This window comes from Sphingobium sp. IP1, assembly GCF_002708645.1.
Lineage (GTDB): Bacteria > Pseudomonadota > Alphaproteobacteria > Sphingomonadales > Sphingomonadaceae > Sphingobium > Sphingobium yanoikuyae.
Map to the genome: position 1 here is coordinate 20,366 of NZ_NOIW01000054.1, position 17,624 is coordinate 37,989.

Genomic DNA, 17,624 nt, shown 5'->3' on the forward strand with positions numbered 1-17,624 from the left:
GCGCGTCCCGCCCGGCCGCGCATGGTGCCGCCTGATGCTGTTCGGCCAGCTCCATTCCGATATCTTCGCGCTGTTCGCCGGGTCGAACCGCTTTCTCTACGAGCGCGTGCTGATCGGCCTCTATGAGGGCTTCTACCGTTCCGACCTGCATTTCCCGACCCAGGGTGAGGTCGTCCAGCTGATCTATACGCTGCTGGGCGACAATGCGGAGCTGTGGCGCGAGGATGAAAGCCCGGTGGTGCTGGACAAGCTGGCCGCGCGACCGGGCCGCCGCGTGCGCCGGCGCAAGCTGGAAGCCGCCGACGCACAGGCGACCAGCGCGGCGATGATGCGCGCCCGGCACATCTACAACCGGCTGCAGGCAACCGGCTGGATCGAGGAAAGCCGCTATGGTCTGAAGGTCACGGTCGACATGCCGGCCGGCGCCATGCGCCTGGCCGAATTTCTCTGCAGCCTGCGCGAAGGCCTGTCCGACCAGCTTGGCGGCCTTGTCATCCAGGTGAAGAACGAGCTGGAAGCGCTGCAGCGCAATGCGCGGGAAAATGCCCCCGGCCTGCACAAGGCGGCGCGCGACGCCGCCAGCTTCGGCCGCTATCTGCGCAGCGTGCTGAGCGCGCTGCGCGACATCGACAAGCGGGTGGTGGAAAGCGACAGCGTGGGCCGCCGGCTGCGCCATTATTTCGAGGATTTCGTCGAGAAACTGTTGCTGCAGGATTATGCGGCCATCTCGACCACCTCCCACCCCTATCGCTTCCGCCATCGCATCTTCACCGCGCTGGACGCGATCGAGGATTCGATCGCCGACGTCGCCGCCATCGCCGAAGCCTATCATGAGGCCCGGCTGGCGCCCGATCCGTCTGCCGCCCGTGATCTGGTCTATGACGATCTGCACAAGGTGCGGCGCGTGTTCGACCAGATCGAGGAGGCTTTCGAGCGCATCCAGCAGCATCGCAGCCGGCTGGAAACGCGGCTGCGCAACACCGTCCGCTATGCCGGACGGCGCGGCAACAGCTTTCTCCAGCGCAGCGAGCCGATGCTGCTGCGACTCGACCGGCTGCTCGCCCGCACGGATGAGCAGGATATGGCGCCGTCCATGTCCGGCCTGCTGGAACCGCGCCGGTCCTATTGGTCCCCCGCCCTGCTCGCGCGGCCGCGCACCTATCGTTCGACGGTTTCGGGCGGGCTGCTGGTCCTGCCGCCGCCCGATCCCCTGCGCGAATGGCGCAAGCGGTTGGACCGGGACTATCTGGCCCGCCTTGCCGTCACGCCCGAACAGGTCAGCCGATTCCTCGAACGGCGCGTGGCGCCCTTCGGATCGGGCGAGGCCAGCCGCTTCGCGATCGAGACGGTCGATGATTTCCTGACGCTCGAAGCCCTGCGCCTGTCCGTGCTGGCCGCCGATGCCGATGGCCGGGGCAATGCCATCGCCAACCATCTGGCGCCCCATTTCCGCTTCTCGGTCGATACCGGATCGACCATCGACAATGACTGGCTGCACTGCGCGGGCTTCACCGTCTCGCGCATCGGCGACACCGTGACCCCAGAGATACAAGATGCTCAGTGAATTTCAGACCCTGGAGGCGCGCGATCCGCGCCGGATGCACCGCGTGACCCAGGCGATCAGCCAGTTGCTGCGCCATCAGTTCCTGCATGTGCAGGATCGCGGCTCATCGGCCCTGCTCGAAGTCCTGCTCCGCCCCGATGTCGAGCGGCTGGTGGCGGATTATTTCGAAGTCGCCGGCTATCGGCTGGTGGTGCGCGAAAGCGAAGGCTGGGCCGGCATCCTGCCCGACACCGAACAGATCGGCCATCCGCGCATGCGGATCGACGAGACGCTGGTGCTGCTGCTGTTCCGCCGACTGTGGGAAGAAGGCATCCAGGAAGGCGATGTCGAACGCTATGGCAGCGTGATGGTGACGCTCAACGCCGCCTATGACGCCTATCAGGACATGGTTGCCCGCGCCCGCCGCGCGACGCTGGGCATCAACGAGTTCAAGGCGCTGGTCACCGCGCTCGACCGCCGGGCGATCGTCCATATGGGCGACATCGACGACGAGCTGGAGGACATGCCGATCACCATCCGCGCGCTGATCGCCACCGTCGCGGGCGAGGAGTTCATGGCCCATCTCGAACAATTGCTGGCCGGCGGCGACTATCAGGAAAGCGAGACGGAGGAGCCCGTCATCGACCTGGATGACGCCGACGAGGAGGAGGTCGCATGATGCAGCTTGCCCATATCGCACTGGTGCAATGGCATCTGTTCGGTCGCGAGGACCTGGCCGTCGGCGGCGACACCGCCGTGCTGGGCCAGAACCGCTCCGGCAAGTCGACGCTGATCGACCTCATCCAGGCGGTGATGACCGGCGGCTCGCGGCGCTGGTATCAGTTCAATCGTTCCGCCGGCGAAACCGGCAGCCGCAAGTCGGAACGCACGCTGCGCGGCTATTGCCTCGGCCAGCTCAATGAACATGAATTTCTGCGCCAGGAATCCGTCACCCACATCGTGCTGACGTTCGACGACCCCGACGGCCTGCGCCCGCCGGTGAGTGTGGGCCTGTGCGTCGAGGCGTCCGCGATCGAGGATGCACAGGTGGTCGGTCGCTATATCGCGCCCGGCGTGCGGGTGGATACCGACCTGCTGATCGAGCATCTGGATGGCGGGCAGCAGCGCTCGGCACCCTGGAGCCTGGTGCGCGAACGGCTGGAGCAGGCCTGCGCAGCGGCCGGCACCCAGCTCATTCGCCCCGACGGCCCGCGCAACCATATCCGCGAATATATGCGCCAGCTGTTCACCGGCCGGCGCCACAGCGATCCGGATCGCTTCATCCGCGCCTTCGTCATGGCCCTGTCGTTCGAGGATATGCGCTCGGTCGAGGGCTTCGTGCATAATTTCCTGCTCGCCCGAAACGACATCGACATCGGCGAGCTGCGCGAGGGCATCCAGCGCTATCGCGACATCCAGAAGGATGTGCATGAGCTTGAACGGCGGCTCGACGCGCTGCGGGCGCTGGCCGAACTCGTATCCCGCTTCGTCACCTTGCTGGAGCGGGAGGATGTCGCCCGCGGCACCGCCCGCCTCGCCGCCATGATCGAGGCGGGCGCCGCGCTGATCGCCAATCTGCGCGAACGGCGCGACACGCTGGCGGAACTGGACGACATCCAGCAGGATATCGGCCGCTGCGATGCGGAGATCGCGGCACTGGGCGATCGGCAGGACAGCCTGCTCGCCCAGTCCGTGGCGGAGGGCGCCGCCGGCAAGCGTGCCGTGGTCGCGAGCGAACTCAAGGCCGTGGACCTGGCCCGCACCGGCGTGGTGCAACGGCTCGAAGCCCGTTTTCGTGCGGCCGCGCTCGGCGCCAGCCTGCTCGACCATCGCGAGCGGCTCGCGCCCCTGAAGCTCGGCGCCCTGTTCCAGGCGCTGGAGGCGCTGCGGCAGCAGAGCGACGGGCTGGAGCCGCCGACATGGCCGCGCGATCCGCTGGCGATCGAGGATCTGATCGCCAGCGCCCGCCGCAGCGCCATCGACAGCGTCGCCAAGATCCAGGAACGGCGTGACCAGGCGATCGCCCAGCGGCGCGGCCTGCAGGACGAGCTGGCCGATCTGGTCGCGCGCCGCGACAAGGCGCGCGCCGGCCAGGTGAGCCTGGACGATCGCACCATCCGCCTGATGGCCGCGCTGGAGCGGGAGAATATGCGCCCGCGCACGCTCTGCCAGGTGGCCGAAATCGTCGATCCGCAATGGCGCGAAGCGGCGGAAGCACTGCTTGGGCGCGACCGCGAGGCGATCCTGGTCGATCCCGAACATGCGTCCCGCGCGGTCGAGATCGTGCGCGCCAACCGTGACGGCTTCCGCGGATGCCGGGTCATCAACAGCCGCCGCCTCGCCGAACAGCCGCCCGGCTTCGACACCGATTCCCTCGCCACCGTCTTTGCCAGCGACGACCCATTGGCGATCGCCTTCCTGCGCTTCCGCACCGGTCAGGTGCGCCTCGCCGGCACCCAGGCGGAATTGCTGGCCGGCGGCCGCGCGATCATGCGCGATGGCGCCTATAATAGCGGCATCGTGGTCGAGGTGCTGCGCACCCGCGACCTCAAGATCGGCCGGGCCGCAGCCCCGCTGATGGAGGCCGAACTGCTCGCCCGGATCGAGGATCGGCAGGCGCTGATCGCCGTCCATGCCGAAACCGAGCGGTTCCATGACGATATTCATCGCAAGCTGCTGCCGCTGATGGCCGATGTCGATCCGGCCGACCGGCTCGACCTGCTGGTCGCCGCGATCGACCAGCATGAGGAAAGCCGCTCCGAATTGCAGCACCGGCTCGACAAGATCGCGATGACGGTCGATCCGGCGATCCAGCACAATCTGGACAGAGTGAAGCTGCAACTGCGCAGCGCCACCGAGGAAAAGGAAGAACTGATCGGCCGGCGCGGCCAGCTTGGCCAGGCCCGGATCGAAATCCAGCGGCGGCTCGATGCGGGCGATGCCCAGCCCGGCTCCTGGCTCTGCCTACGCTCGCGGCGCGCCCTGTTCAAGGATCGGGTGCGCTCATCGGCCAGCCTCTCGATCCTGCGCGAGGCCTATAGCCAGCAGCGCGGACGCGCCCTGCCCCGACTGGTGCAGGAGATGATGAAGCGCGCGGACGAGGCCCGCGACGCCTATCAGGCGTTGCAGGGCGAAATTCGCGAGACGCTGGGCCATTACCGCGCCGATTTCGACAATAGCGCCCCCATTGCCCTGCCCGGCGCGATCGCGACCGAGGTGAAGCCCTGGCTCGCCGCCAATATCGCGGCGCTGGAGGAAAATGAGCTGATCCAGTATCGGCGCCAGGCCGACGAAGCCGCCGAACAGATCGGCCAGCTGTTCCGCACCGCCTTCATCCATGAGCTGAACGCCCGCTTCAACGATCTGCGTTCGGAGCTGGACAACCTCACCCGCGCGCTGCGGATGCGGCCGCTTCACGGCGAGATCTACACGCTCCACGCCCGTCCCAAGGAGGAGTTTGCCGCGCTCCACCGGCTGGCGCGCGAGAGCGAGCATGACGAACTGACCTTCGACGCCCTCTTTGGCCGGGCCGCCCCGCGCGACGCCGAACATGACCAGGCACTGGCGGAGGTCGAACGGCTGCTGAGCGACGAGTCCCTCGATTTCTCGGCCTATCAGGACTACCGCAATTACTTCACCTTCGACCTGCGCATGGAGGATGTGAACAAGGGCCGCACCACCAGCTATGACAAGCGCAAGGGCACGGCGAGCGGCGCGGAGCGGCAGGTGCCCTATTATGTGGTGATCGGTGCGGCGCTGGCCAGCATCTATCATGGCGCGCGCCGGCAATATGAGCGGGCGGAGCTGGGCCTGGGCCTTGCCGTGTTCGACGAGGCGTTCAGCAAGATGGACGGCCCCAACCAGCGCACCCTGCTCGAATTTTACGACGATATCGGGCTGCAGGTGGTGATCGCCGCCCCATCGGAAAAGCGCGCGGTCGTCTATGAAAATCTCGACAGCGTGATCGACGTGTTCCGCCATGGCGACAATGCCAGCGCCGAAGCCGTCCGGATCAAGCCCCATGCCCGCACCCAGATGCGCGCCGCCAACCCGCAGCATCTCGACGATGCCGCGCTGGCCGAACGGCTCGATCTCTTCGCGCTCGACAGCGCGGAATAGGCAGGCCGGCTTCAGGGCCGCCGTCCCGCGCCCCTGAAGCCGCCATTAGATCAGGGGCGCGACGCTGCCACGCGGATCACGCCTACGCCCTTGACCGTCTCGATCTTCGTGCCGAACGGCGCGGACAGGCGCTGCAGCCGTTCCAGGATGCGCGCGCCCACGGTGGCATCGGCCAGGTGCGGCACGCCCTTGCCCGCGCCCGTCGCGTTGACGCCCAGGTCAACGGGATAGAGGCGGATTTCACTCAGCTGGCCATCCTTGTAATGGCTCACCGCGATCACCGTTTCATAGAGGTTGGGATCGCCAAATTCCTTCGCGCCGCGCGCCTGCAGCAGCTCAGGTGCGGTCACGCTGCCCGGCGTGATGCCGAACTGGTCGTACATGTCGGCCGGCAGGTCATCCAGGCTGTTGTTCATCATCGCGAAGTTGCCGAGCGAATAGAAGATCGGCTTGCCCTTGTAGATCTCGATCCCGCGCAGCTGGTGCGGGCCATGGCCGACATAGGCGTCCGCGCCGGCATCGATCGCCTGATGCGCCAGACCCTGGGCGAAATTGGCGGGCGTCTGGCTGGCATTGCCGGGCTCATGATTATGCAGCGAGAAGACCGCGAAATTACCATTCTGCTTGGCCTGGCGCACGGCCAGCATGTTGGCGGCGACATCTTTGACATTGAGATCATATTCGATCGTCATCGGTGCGGTCGGGGTTGTCGTCGCCCGATATTCGCGGCCCTTCATCTTGACCGGCGCCCCCGCCTTGGTCCCGGCAAGCCGCGCGATCGTCGCCAGATCGGCGTCGGACACCAGACCGACCTCGATGCTGCGGATGGCATTGGCGCCGCCACGGCCGGGCACCTGGCCCAGCGGATCGGAGGCCGGCGACATCGGCGTGAAGCTGGTGGTGGCCGACACCAGTCCGACGCGGCCATGCGGCCCGTCATAATAGGCCGGCGCACGGGCCGCGGTCATCGAACGGCCGGTGCCGGCATGGACGATATGCGCGCCGTCGAGCAGCGCCAGCGTGTCATACAGCCCCTCCACGCCCCAATCGGTGGCGTGGTTGTTGGCATGGCCGACAATGTCGATGCCCATCTTCGCGACATCAGCCGGAACGGCGGGATCGGCCAGCATCCAGGTGCCACCCGACTCCGCCTGGGGCGAGCCCTTGAAGGTCTTGAGGTCGAGCGCGGTCGTCTCGAAATTGCCGAAGGTCACGTCCGCACCACGCAGGATACGCAGCATGTCGGGCGACTGCTGCTCGATCGTCGCCAGCATCGGACGCAGATAGATGAGGTCGCCCACCGCCGCGAAGCTGAAATCACCGGCGATCGGGCTGGTCGGCACGCGGCTGGTCGACAGCTGGCCACCGCTTTCCTCTTCCTCGGCATGGGCCGCGATCGGCGCGGTCAGCATCAGCGCGGCGCCGGCCAGCGACAGGCTGCGGACCGCGCGGCGGCGAAGAATCTTGGACAGCATCAACGGACTTCCCCTTTGTAACTTTGTGTCGGGGATAGCCGGTCGGGCTGACATGAACCTGTCGCCGGGACAGGCTTTTCTGTTCGGCGGCGCTATTCGGCGCGAAACGCGATGGTGACGCACAGCCCCCGGCCGGTCCGTCCGTCGGCTAGGCTGATCTGCGCCCCCATCCGGTCGGCGAGCGCGCGGGCGATCGGCAGGCCAAGGCCGGTGCCCGGCGTCGCACTGTTGCCGGGCATGCGATAGAAACGGTCCCACACCTTTTCGCGCTGCGCCTCGGGAATGCCCGGACCATCATCGTCGATATCGACCATCGCCTGCCCCTCGCGGCGATAGAGATGGACGGTGACCGTGCCGCCCGGCCGGTTGTAGCGGATCGCATTGTCGAGCAGATTGCCGATCAGCTCCGCCGCCAGCCCCGGCTGGCCGACCGCCATCGCCGGGCCGACCATCGCCTTGTCATAGCCGATCTCGATATCGGCCGGCGCCTGGGCCGCGCGATCGGCGATCACGTCCGCAGCGACTTCGGACAGGTCGAACGGCCCCATGCGCATGTCGCCATCCTCCTCGCTGCGAGCGAGCGCGATCAACTGGCGCAGCAATTGTTCGAGGCTGTCGATGGCGTGGGGAATATCCTGCAACGCCGCCTTGCCCTGTGGCGAGGCCGCGCCATAGCGGTCGAGCACGTCGAGATGGACCCGCGCCACGGCGAGCGGCGTGCGCATCTGGTGCGAGGCGTTGGAGGTGAACTGCCGCAGCGAATTGGTCGCCCGCTCCAACCGCGCCATCAGCCCGTTGAAGGCCGCGACGAACGGCTTGATCTCGACCGGCGTAGCTTCCGCCATTTCCATGCGGAAGGCCGGGGACGCCTCGCGCCGGGCGGCCTCCACCTGCCCCGTCAGGTCCGACAGCGGCCGCAGCCCCCAGCGGATCGCCCACCAGAAGAGCAGCCCGGTGACCAGCAGCACCGCGACGCCGACCAGCAGCACCTGGCGCAGGAACAGCCGTTCATAGGCAGACCGATCATCCAGATAGTCGGCAATCTGGATCGCGATCAGCCTGTCATCGCCATAAGCGCGGCGCATCTCCGTCGCGATCCGCACCGGCTTGCCGTGCAGCGTGCCGCTGCGCAGATAGGCCGCCTGGGTAACATAATGGGCGTCCGCCGGATCGAGATAGCCGCGCACCAGCGGCGTCTTGCGATAGGCATTCTTGAAGGTCGCGGGCGGATGGCGATCGGTCACGCCATCCCAGTCCGCGCGATAGTCGGCGGGCGGCTTCAGGCTGGGATCGCCGGCGACCAGCGTGGTGCCGCGATAGACGCTGTAATGGACCACCGGCCGGGCGCGACGCTGGAGCAGGTGAATGACCAGCGGCACCAGCCGCTTCTGGTCGGCGGGCGGGCTGTTATAGGCAAGGCTGAGCGTGCGGACCGACCCCACCAGCACCCGGTCGACCGTGTCCGCCTCGGTATTGTGATTGACCAGTGCGGTGATGACGGAAAAGACCAGCACCAGCGCCGTCAGCGGCATCATCACCGCCCCGGTCAGGCGCAGCCGCAGCGAGGAAGACAATCTGCGCATGTGTATGGCGGTCGATCAGCCCGGCGCTCAGGCCGCTTCGATCATATAGCCCAGGCCGCGGATCGTGCGGATCGACGGGCCTGACGGCTGCAACTTGCGGCGCAGGCGGCCGACATAGACTTCCAGTGCATTGGGCGTGACGGCATCGTCGAAGTTGAACACTTCGGCCGACAGCCTTTCCTTGGCCACCACCTTGCCCGGCCGGCCCATCAGCGTTTCCAGCACCGCCAGTTCGCGCCGGCGCAGGTCGATCATGCTGCCTTCCAGATAGACAGTGCGGCTGGACCGGTCGAAGCTCAGCGTGCCGATGCGCAGCACCGGATCGAGCGTGCCCTGGCTGCGCCGCACCAGCGCGCGGACCCGCGATTCCAGTTCGCGCGGATCGAACGGCTTGGCCATATAATCGTCGGCGCCGCGATCCAGACCATTGATCCGGTCGTCGATCATGTCGCGTGCGGTCAGGATGATGATCGGCGTCCGCGCACCGCGCGCGCGCAGCCGGCTCAGCACTTCCAGGCCGTCCAGGTCGGGCAGGCCCAGGTCCAGGATGATTGCGCTATAGGGTTCCTGATCGGCCAGCCGCAGCGCATCCTCGCCGCTGGTCAATATGTCGACGGCAAAGCCCGCGCCTTCCAGCGAGGCCATGATCCCCCGCGCCAGACGCTCATCATCTTCCACCAGCAACAAACGCATTACAGCACTCCTACCGATCCCGGCAGGCACCCTCGATCGACATTAAATTGCGATACGCATCCACAGCAGGAATGCAAATACCAAATAAAAGCCCTTATCTTGCCGTTGATTGCAAGATCGGCCGCCTCACCCCTCTCTGTGTCAGGTTCGTGACAGCGACTCCGGTTAGGACTCGCCAGGAAGGACGGACGACGACGGATTTTCCGCCGTACGCGCCGCCAGAAAAAACAGATCGCAGCGCGGCAAGAGCGCTTCGGGCGCACAAGGGGAAAATAGATATGACGACCGTTCGGTCCTCGCTCGCGGGGGCGCTCATCTGCATGGCTGCGGCACTGCCCGCTGCCGCCATGGCGCAATCGGCCAGCCCGGCCCCGGCTGATGCCGCGTCGCTCGCCCGCCTCGACGCGCTGTTCGCGCGCTGGAACAGCAAGACCGCCCCCGGCTGCGCCGTCGCCGTCTCGCGCAATGGGCAGGCGATCGCTACCCGCGCCTATGGCATGGCCAGCCTGGAACTGGGCGTCCCCCTCACCCCGGACAGCATCTTCGAGGCCGGATCGGACTCCAAGCAGTTCACCGCCGCCGCGACGCTAATGCTGGCGCATGCCGGCAAGCTGTCGCTGGACGATGACATCCGCAAGGTCGTGCCGGAAATGCCCGATTACGGCACCCCGGTCACGATCCGCCACCTGCTGCACCACACCAGCGGCCTGCGCGACTGGGGCTCGGTCGCCGCGATCGAGGGCTGGCCGCGCAACAGCCGCACCGCCGACAATCAGGACATGCTGAACATCGTCGCGCGCCAGAAGGAACTGAACTTCGCGCCCGGCAGCCATTATCTCTACAGCAACAGCAACTATAACCTGCTCGCCATCATCGTCGCGCGGGTCAGCGGCCAGTCGCTCGCCGACTTCACCCAGGATCATATCTTCAAGCCGCTAGGCATGACCCACACACGCTGGCGCGACGACCATGGCGATGTCGTGCCGGGCCGCACCGGCGCCTATGAATTTGACGATGGCGTCTATCGCAACGACCAGGTGATCGAGGACGCCTATGGCAATGGCGGCCTGCTGACCACGGTCGGCGACCTGGTGAAGTGGCAGGCGGCGCTCGACGCCGACACGTTCGGCACCGGCTTCACCGCCGAAATGCAGACGCCGACCAAGCTCAATGACGGCACGCCGATCGCCTATGCACTGGCGCTGGTGAACCTCGACCATCATGGCCAGCAGGAAGTCAGCCATAGCGGTTCGACCGGCGGCTACCGCGCCTGGATGGCCCGCTATCCGCAGCACAAGCTGGCCGTGTCGCTGCTCTGCAATAGCGGCAATGCCGATACGCCGGTGCTGGGCCGCGATGTCGCCGACATCTTCCTGCCCGCCTACAAGGCCAAGGCCTATACCCCCAAGGGGCCGCTGCCCTCGGGCACCTATGCCGACGGCATGACCGGCTTCCCGGTGCGCTTCGACAGCGACGACAAGGGCAATCTGCGCGCCGACGGCCGGGTGCTGACGCCGGTGGGTCCGGGCCGCTGGGCGCAGCGCGAGGATATCTTCGCCTTCGGCAAGACCGGCCTGACGCTGGAACATCGCGAGGGCGAGAAGATCGCCTATCGCAAGGTCGATGCCGTCACCGCCTTCGACGCCAAGCCCTATGTCGGCCGTTTCTGCGGCGTCGACACCTTCGCCTGCCTCAGCTTCAAGCAGCAGGGCGACACGCTGACCTATAGCGGCCCGCGCTGGTACAACACGCCGCTCAGCCCCGCTTATGCCGACGTCTTCACCGGCGAGGCCGCGCCGGGCGCCGGGCGCATCACCGTCAAGTTCGAACGCGACGCATCGGGCGCGGTCACCGCGCTGCGCTTTGGCGAAGGGCGTGCCTACGACGTCGCCTTCCGCCGCGTCGCCGACTGATTTTCAGCCATCACACAAGAGCCGCTCGGGTCGCGGCCACAACATAAGCAAGAGCAAAAGGGGACTATTGGAAATGCGTATTGAAGACACTGGATTTCGCCGCCTGCTGATGGCGGGCAGCGCCGGGGCCGCTCTGGTCCTGTCGCTCGCCACGGCGCAGGTCGCCATGGCACAGGACAGCACGCCCGCCGCCGACGATGACGCCGGTTCGATCGTCGTCACCGGTTCGCGCATCGACCGCAAGGGCTTCGACGCGCCGACCCCGACCACCGTCGTGGGCGAAAGCGAACTGCGCCAGGGCGCCCGTCCCAGCATCGCGCAGGTGCTGAACGACCTGCCGCAGTTCCGCGCGACCCAGTCGCCGGCCAGCACCGTCGCCAACACCAACTCCTCCTCGTCGGCGATGGACCTTCGCGGCCTGGGCGTCACCCGCACCCTGACCCTGCTCAACAACCGCCGCTTCACCGGCTCGTCGGACCTCAACACCGTGCCGCAGGGCCTGGTGAAGCGGGTCGAGATCGTCACCGGCGGCGCCAGCGCAGCCTGGGGCTCGGGCGCGATCGGCGGCGTCGTCAACATCATGCTCGACGATGATCTGGAAGGCCTGACCATCGGCGCGCAGAGCGGCGTGTCGTCGCGCGGCGACGGCTATCGCTACAGCTTCGACGGCACCTTCGGCACCCATTTCGCCGACGGCCGCGGCCACTTCATGATCGGCGCCGAATATCAGAATGACGAGGGCATTCTGGACCGCAACTCGCGCAAGAATGTCGGCAGCGCCAACCTCTTCTCGCCGACCACGGGCGACCATGACTATATTCTGGTGCGCGACGTCAACAGCTCGACCACCAGCCTCGGCGGCCTGATCACCTCGGGCACGCTCAAGGGCCAGACCTTCAATTCGGACGGCACGCTGCGCGCCTTCCAGTACGGCAGCCAGATCAGCGGTTCGACCATGGTCGGCGGCGAAGGCGTGGCCACCAACGACGAATATGCGCTGACCAACCCCTATCAGCGCGTCAACAGCTATGCCCGCGCCAGCTTCGAGGTTGGCGACGCCACCTTCTGGGCGGACGGCAGCTACAGCCGCATCTGGGCCAAATATCCCTTTTATGCGGAAAATGGCACCTACACCTTGTCGGCCAGCAATCCCTATCTGTCGCAGTCGATCCGCGATCAGCTCGCCGCCGCTGGCGAGACCAGCATCAAGGTCGGCCGCTTCTTCGAGGATTATGGCTATCGCACCTTCGGCTATTATCGCCAGAATGTGGAAGGCGCGATCGGCGTCGATGGCAGCTTCGCGGACGGCAAATGGCGCTATTCGGCCTATTACAGCCATGGCGAAAACCGCAACATGCAGAGCTATGACAACCAGATCACCGGCGCGAACCTGACCGCCGCGCTGGATGCCGTGACCGACAGCAGCGGCAATATCGTCTGCCGCACCGCGCTCACCGATCCGACGACCGCCTGCCGCCCGCTCAACATCCTGGGCGAAGGCGCCGCCAGCCAGGACGCGATCGACTATGTGTTCGGCAATGTCGCCCGCGTCGTCTACACCACCAAGCTCGACAGCGCCGGCGCCAGCCTGCGCGGCGATCCCTTCTCCACCTGGGCCGGCCCGGTTTCGGTCGCCTTCGGTGCGGAAGCCCGCTGGGAAGAGCAGGTCACCAACAGCCTCGACGCCACCTCGGCCGCCAAGGGCTTCAGCCGCTTCAACTTCTCGCCGCTCGACGGCGGGTTCAACGTCCAGGAAGCGTTCGGCGAAGTCGCCATCCCGCTGCTCGACCAGCCGTTCAGCAAGCTCGATGTCAACGGCGCGGCCCGCTACAGCCGCTACAGCACCAGCGGTGGTATCTGGTCGTGGAAGCTGGGCGTGACCGATCGCATCTTCGACAATCTGCTGCTGCGCGTGTCGCGTTCGCGTGACATCCGCTCGGGCAGCCTGGCGGAACTCTACACCACCACCACGACCAGCTTCACCACGGTCGCGGAAAATGGCAGCACCTACTCGATCACCCGCTATGGCGGCGGCAATGCGAACCTGAAGCCCGAAATCGGCAGCACGCTGACCGCCGGCGCGGTGTTCACGCCGACCTTCCTGCCGGGCTTCAACCTGTCGGTCGACTATTACAACATCAAGCTCAAGGACGCGATCACCTCGCTGGGCGCACAGGACGTCATCAGCGGTTGCGCCAACGGCAATACCGACCTGTGCAGCCAGATCGTGCGCGACAGCGCGGGTGCCCCCACCACCATCTACACCACCTATATCAACCTGGCCGAATACAAGACCGCCGGCGTGGATATCGAGGCCAGCTACACCCTGCCGTTGAGCAAGGTGAGCGGCGGCCTGGGCGGCACGATGCGCTTCCGCGGCCTTGCCACCTATGTCGACAAGGTGCTGATCAACGACGGCATGACCAGCGTCGACCGCGCCGGTGACGTTGGCGACAATGTCAGCTTCGGCACGCCGCACTGGCGCGCCACCGGGTCGATCAACTACAGCAGCCAGGACGTCTCGGTCGACGCCCGCGTCCGCTATGTCGGCGGCGGCAAGTTCAACCATGCGCTGGACATCGCCAACAACGACATCGCCGCCCGCGTCTATGTCGACCTCGGCGCCCAGGTGAATGTCGACAAGTTCACCCTGTTCGCCAACGTCAACAACCTGTTCGACCGCGATCCGCCGCTGACCACCTATGGCGCGATCCATTATGACACGATCGGCCGTTACATGACGGTCGGTGCCAAGGTTCGCTTCTGATCCCTGGCTGATCGATGTGCGCGGGCACCCCCTTGCCCTCTGCCCGCGCACATTGGAAACCCGCCTTCGAACGACCGGCACCCACGCGGCGGGCTTTCATGCGCCGCCCCGCTGGGCTAGCACGTGCTATCCATCCGGTGCAGGATCATGGACGTTCGATGCTCACGGTTCGACAGATAGAAATTTTCCGCGCCGTCATGATTACCAAGACGGTCAGCGGCGCTGCGCGGATGCTCGGCACGTCCCAGCCCGGTCTCAGTCGGATGCTCGGCCATATGGAAGACCGGCTGCAGTTCCGCCTGTTCGACCGCACCCGCGGCCGGCTGGTGCCGACCCAGGAAGCCGGCGTGCTGTTCGAGGAGATCGAACGCATCTACAAGGGCTTCGACGACCTCGCCCATGTCATCCGCCGGCTGGCCAAGGGTGAGGACAAGACCTTTCGCGTCGGCGCGTCGCCCTCGCTCGGCCATTCGATCCTGCCCCAGATGCTGGCCCGGCTCAGCGCCAATTATCCCGGCCTCACCATCCAGTTCGATATTCTCTCGGTCGAGCAGGCGATCGATTATCTCGCGCTCCAGCGCGGCGAATATGCGCTGACCGTCTTTCCGATCGACCATCCCAACATCCTGTCCAGCCGGATCGGCGCCGGGCGCATGGTCTGCGCCGTGCCCAGCCAACATCCGCTGGCGGATCGCGGCCGGATCGGCGTGGCGGACATTGCCGGCGCGCAACTGCAATCCTTCCGCCCCGACACGCCCCATGGCCGGATCATCGCCGACATGTTCGCCCGCGCCGGGCAGGAGCCGGACGTTTCCACCTATATCCGCTTCGCCGAAACCGCGGTCGCCTTCGTCGCCAACGGCATGGGCGTGGCGCTGGTCGACAGCTTCACCGCGATGCAGCCCCATGCCGACACCGTCCGCTTCCTGGAATTTGAAGACCCCGGCGTGCTTCCGGTCTATATCAACCGCAATATGGAATCGCCGCGCGCCATCATCGGCGAAACCTTCGAGGAGATTGCCCGCAGTGCGATGCTCGCCCTGCCGCGCCCGCCAAAGCCATAACATAGCGATATAGCGAAGCGCATCTGGAGCGGTGGAAATTACCTATTGAATGGATGAGGCATAGCTATCCGCAGAATAGAAGCCGACAGGCCACCGGACAAGCAAGGCAAGGGCGCAGGGCGCCGCGAGAGGATGAAAGGCATTATTCGAAATGGCCAGCTATTCCGCCACCGGCAGCGTGTCCGTGCGGCCCTATGTGACCGTTGACGGCCAGGCTGCGCCCGTCGCGTCGGACAGCCTATGGACCGCGCGCCAGATACTGGTCGTCGCCATCTGCTTCATCCTCAACATGCTCGACGGCATGGACGTGCTGATCCTGTCCTATATCGCCCCCGCCCTGTCGACCGACTGGCAGGTGACGCCCGAACGGCTGGGCGTGGTGTTCAGCGCCGGGCTGGCCGGCATGGCCGCCGGCGGCCTGCTGATCGCGCCGATGGCCGACAGGTTCGGCCGCCGCAAACTGATCCTCGCCTCGCTGGTGATGATGGCCGGCGCCATGTTCGGCTCGGCCATGGCCGCCAATATCGGCGAACTGATCGTCAGCCGCTTCATCGTCGGCATCGGCATCGGCACGGTACTGGCCAGCATGGCGGCGCTGACCGCCGAATATGCCCCGCCCCGGCACCGCACCTTCGCGGTCGGCTTCCTCCAGGCCGGCTATCCGGTCGGCGCCACCATCACCGGCTTCGTCGTCGCCAACCTGCTGCCCATCTATGGCTGGCAGGCAATGCTGCTGGGCGCGGCGATCCTCTGCACCCTGTCCCTTCCCTTCGTCTGGCTGCTGCTGCCCGAAAGCATCGACTTCCTGCTCAGCCGCCAGCCCAAAGGCGCGCTGGAAAAGGCCAACCGCCTGCTCCGCTCGATGGGCCAGCCGGCGGTCGATACGCTGCCCGCCAAGAAGGTGCATGAAGCCAACAAGGCCGGCGTCCGCGGCCTGCTGACCGATGGCCGCGCAACCGGCACCATCCTGCTGTGGATGGCCACCATCTCGGGCTTCATGACGCTCTATTTCGTCATCAGCTGGATTCCCAAGCTGGCGGTCGAGGCCGGCCTGCCGGCCAAGGACGCCATCTATGCCGGCGCCATCTACAATATCGGCGCCTTTGTCGGCGTGACCCTGATCGGCATCGCCGGCACCCATTTCGACCTGCGCCGCCTCATCCTGGGCTATATGTCGGCCGCTGCCGTCACGCTGGTCCTGTTCGGATCGGTCGCGATGCCGCTGGTCGCGACGCTCGCCACCGCCTTCCTGATCGGCGTCTTCGTCCAGGGCGGCTTCAACGGCTGCTACCCGCTCGCCGCCAGCCTCTATCCGCCCGAAGCACGCGGCACCGGCATCGGCTGGGCCATGGGCGTCGGCCGGATCGGCGCGGTGATCGGGCCGATGCTGGGCGGCTTCCTGCTCGCGGCGAAAGTCTCACTGCCTGTCATCTTCGGTGTCTTCGCGGTGCCGGCCGTCATCGCGGGCATCTGCGCCGCGATGATCCGCCTGCCCAAGGCCGACTGACCGCCCCTCTTCCAAGGATAATGCCATGTTCCAGTCGCCCGCGCCCGTCGCGGATCGCCTCCGCGCGTCCATTCTCTGCGGCCTGATCGGCCAGGGCATTGCCGGATCGCGCAGCCCGCAGATGCACGAGACGGAGGCAAAGGCGCTCGGCCTGCCCCTCGTCTACCGCATCCTTGATGCCGATCCGATGGGCTATGACGCGGACGACCTGCCCCGCCTGCTGCCGATGCTGGGCGCGATGGGCTTTGACGGGATCAACGTCACCCATCCCTTCAAGCAGGCGGTCATGCCCTTGCTCGACAGCCTGTCCGACGCGGCGCGGGCATTGGGCGCGGTCAACACCATATTGTTCCGCAACGGCCGGGCGCATGGCGACAATACGGACTGGTCGGGCTATCGCGCCCATTTCCTCTCCGGCCTCGCCGATCGCCCGCGCGGCCGGATCGCGATGATCGGTGCAGGCGGCGCTGCGGCAGCGGTCGGCTATGCCCATCTCGACCTTGGCGCGACGCATCTTGCCATCGTCGATCCGGCACAGGACCGCGCGGCGGCGCTGGCCGATCGGCTTGGCGCGCTCTTCCCGGCGGCGCGGGTGCAGGCCATGGCCCATGCGGCCGATGCCATCGCCGGCGCCGATGGCGTGGTCCAGACCTCCCCGATCGGCATGCTCAGCCATCCCGGCCTGCCCTTCGATCCCGATCTGCTGACGCCCGATCAATGGGTGTCGGACATCATCTATTTCCCGCTGCACACCCCGTTGCTGGTGGCCGCGCAGGCCAAGGGCTGCGCCATACTGACCGGCGGCGGCATGGCGGTGATGCAGGCGGCCCATGCCTTCGCCCTGTTCACAGCGGTCGCACCGGACAGCAACCGCATGCTGGCGGACTTCGCCCGCGCCACCGATGCGGCTGTCGCGCCATGATCGCCGACAGCCCGCCCGCCATCGTCCTGCCCGTCCAG

At 66.5% G+C, this 17,624-nt stretch carries 11 protein-coding genes; 8 read left to right on the top strand and 3 right to left on the bottom strand.

Annotated features, from left to right (window positions below; genetic code table 11):
- Positions 1–34 precede the first annotated feature (34 nt).
- Genes CG471_RS17860 through CG471_RS17870 form a run of 3 tightly spaced genes read left to right on the top strand, consistent with a single transcriptional unit; the run spans position 35 to position 5,662 of the window.
- The gene (locus CG471_RS17860) at positions 35–1,564 is read left to right on the top strand and encodes a Wadjet anti-phage system protein JetA family protein (RefSeq protein WP_099232735.1); all 1,530 of its coding nucleotides are present in this window, start codon (positions 35–37) and stop codon (positions 1,562–1,564) included.
- Entirely contained in the window at positions 1,554–2,222 is a 669-nt protein-coding gene (locus CG471_RS17865; RefSeq protein ID WP_099232737.1) for a DUF4194 domain-containing protein, read from the top strand. Before CG471_RS17860 ends, CG471_RS17865 begins: the two co-directional genes overlap by 11 nt.
- On the top strand, positions 2,219–5,662 hold the full coding sequence (locus tag CG471_RS17870; RefSeq protein WP_099232739.1) for an SbcC/MukB-like Walker B domain-containing protein: 3,444 nt from the start codon (positions 2,219–2,221) through the stop codon (positions 5,660–5,662). The genes CG471_RS17865 and CG471_RS17870 overlap by 4 nt, the downstream gene beginning before the upstream one ends.
- Positions 5,663–5,712: 50 nt before the next feature.
- Here the strand turns inward: CG471_RS17870 and CG471_RS17875 are convergent, their stop codons facing one another.
- The 3 genes from CG471_RS17875 to CG471_RS17885 all read right to left on the bottom strand — a co-directional run bounded on the left by CG471_RS17875 (position 5,713) and on the right by CG471_RS17885 (position 9,413).
- Complete coding sequence (locus tag CG471_RS17875) at positions 5,713–7,137, bottom strand: CapA family protein (RefSeq protein ID WP_099232741.1); 1,425 nt, start codon at positions 7,135–7,137, stop codon at positions 5,713–5,715.
- Positions 7,138–7,229: 92 nt separating this feature from the next.
- Positions 7,230–8,720 (bottom strand): HAMP domain-containing sensor histidine kinase, encoded by a 1,491-nt coding sequence (locus tag CG471_RS17880; protein ID WP_099232743.1) that lies wholly within the window; start codon positions 8,718–8,720, stop codon positions 7,230–7,232.
- Positions 8,721–8,747: 27 nt separating this feature from the next.
- Positions 8,748–9,413, bottom strand: a complete 666-nt coding sequence (locus CG471_RS17885) for a response regulator transcription factor (RefSeq protein WP_004208320.1) — start codon at positions 9,411–9,413, stop codon at positions 8,748–8,750.
- Positions 9,414–9,691: 278 nt separating this feature from the next.
- Between CG471_RS17885 and CG471_RS17890 the strand changes: the two genes are divergently transcribed.
- From CG471_RS17890 to CG471_RS17910, 5 genes are all read left to right on the top strand, one after another.
- Positions 9,692–11,326 carry a serine hydrolase gene (locus tag CG471_RS17890; protein WP_099232745.1) on the top strand — a complete coding sequence of 545 codons (1,635 nt, stop codon included), beginning with the start codon at positions 9,692–9,694 and terminating at the stop codon, positions 11,324–11,326.
- 73 nt (positions 11,327–11,399) lie between these two features.
- On the top strand, positions 11,400–14,093 hold the full coding sequence (locus tag CG471_RS17895) for a TonB-dependent receptor domain-containing protein (protein ID WP_099232747.1): 2,694 nt from the start codon (positions 11,400–11,402) through the stop codon (positions 14,091–14,093).
- A 158-nt stretch (positions 14,094–14,251) separates the two neighbouring features.
- Positions 14,252–15,157: a LysR family transcriptional regulator gene (locus CG471_RS17900; RefSeq protein WP_099232749.1), complete on the top strand. Its 906-nt coding sequence runs from the start codon at positions 14,252–14,254 to the stop codon at positions 15,155–15,157.
- A 151-nt stretch (positions 15,158–15,308) separates the two neighbouring features.
- On the top strand, positions 15,309–16,664 hold the full coding sequence (locus CG471_RS17905) for an MFS transporter (RefSeq protein WP_097384421.1): 1,356 nt from the start codon (positions 15,309–15,311) through the stop codon (positions 16,662–16,664).
- A 25-nt stretch (positions 16,665–16,689) separates the two neighbouring features.
- Positions 16,690–17,586, top strand: a complete 897-nt coding sequence (locus CG471_RS17910) for a shikimate dehydrogenase (protein WP_099232751.1) — start codon at positions 16,690–16,692, stop codon at positions 17,584–17,586.
- The last annotated feature ends 38 nt before the right edge of the window (positions 17,587–17,624 follow it).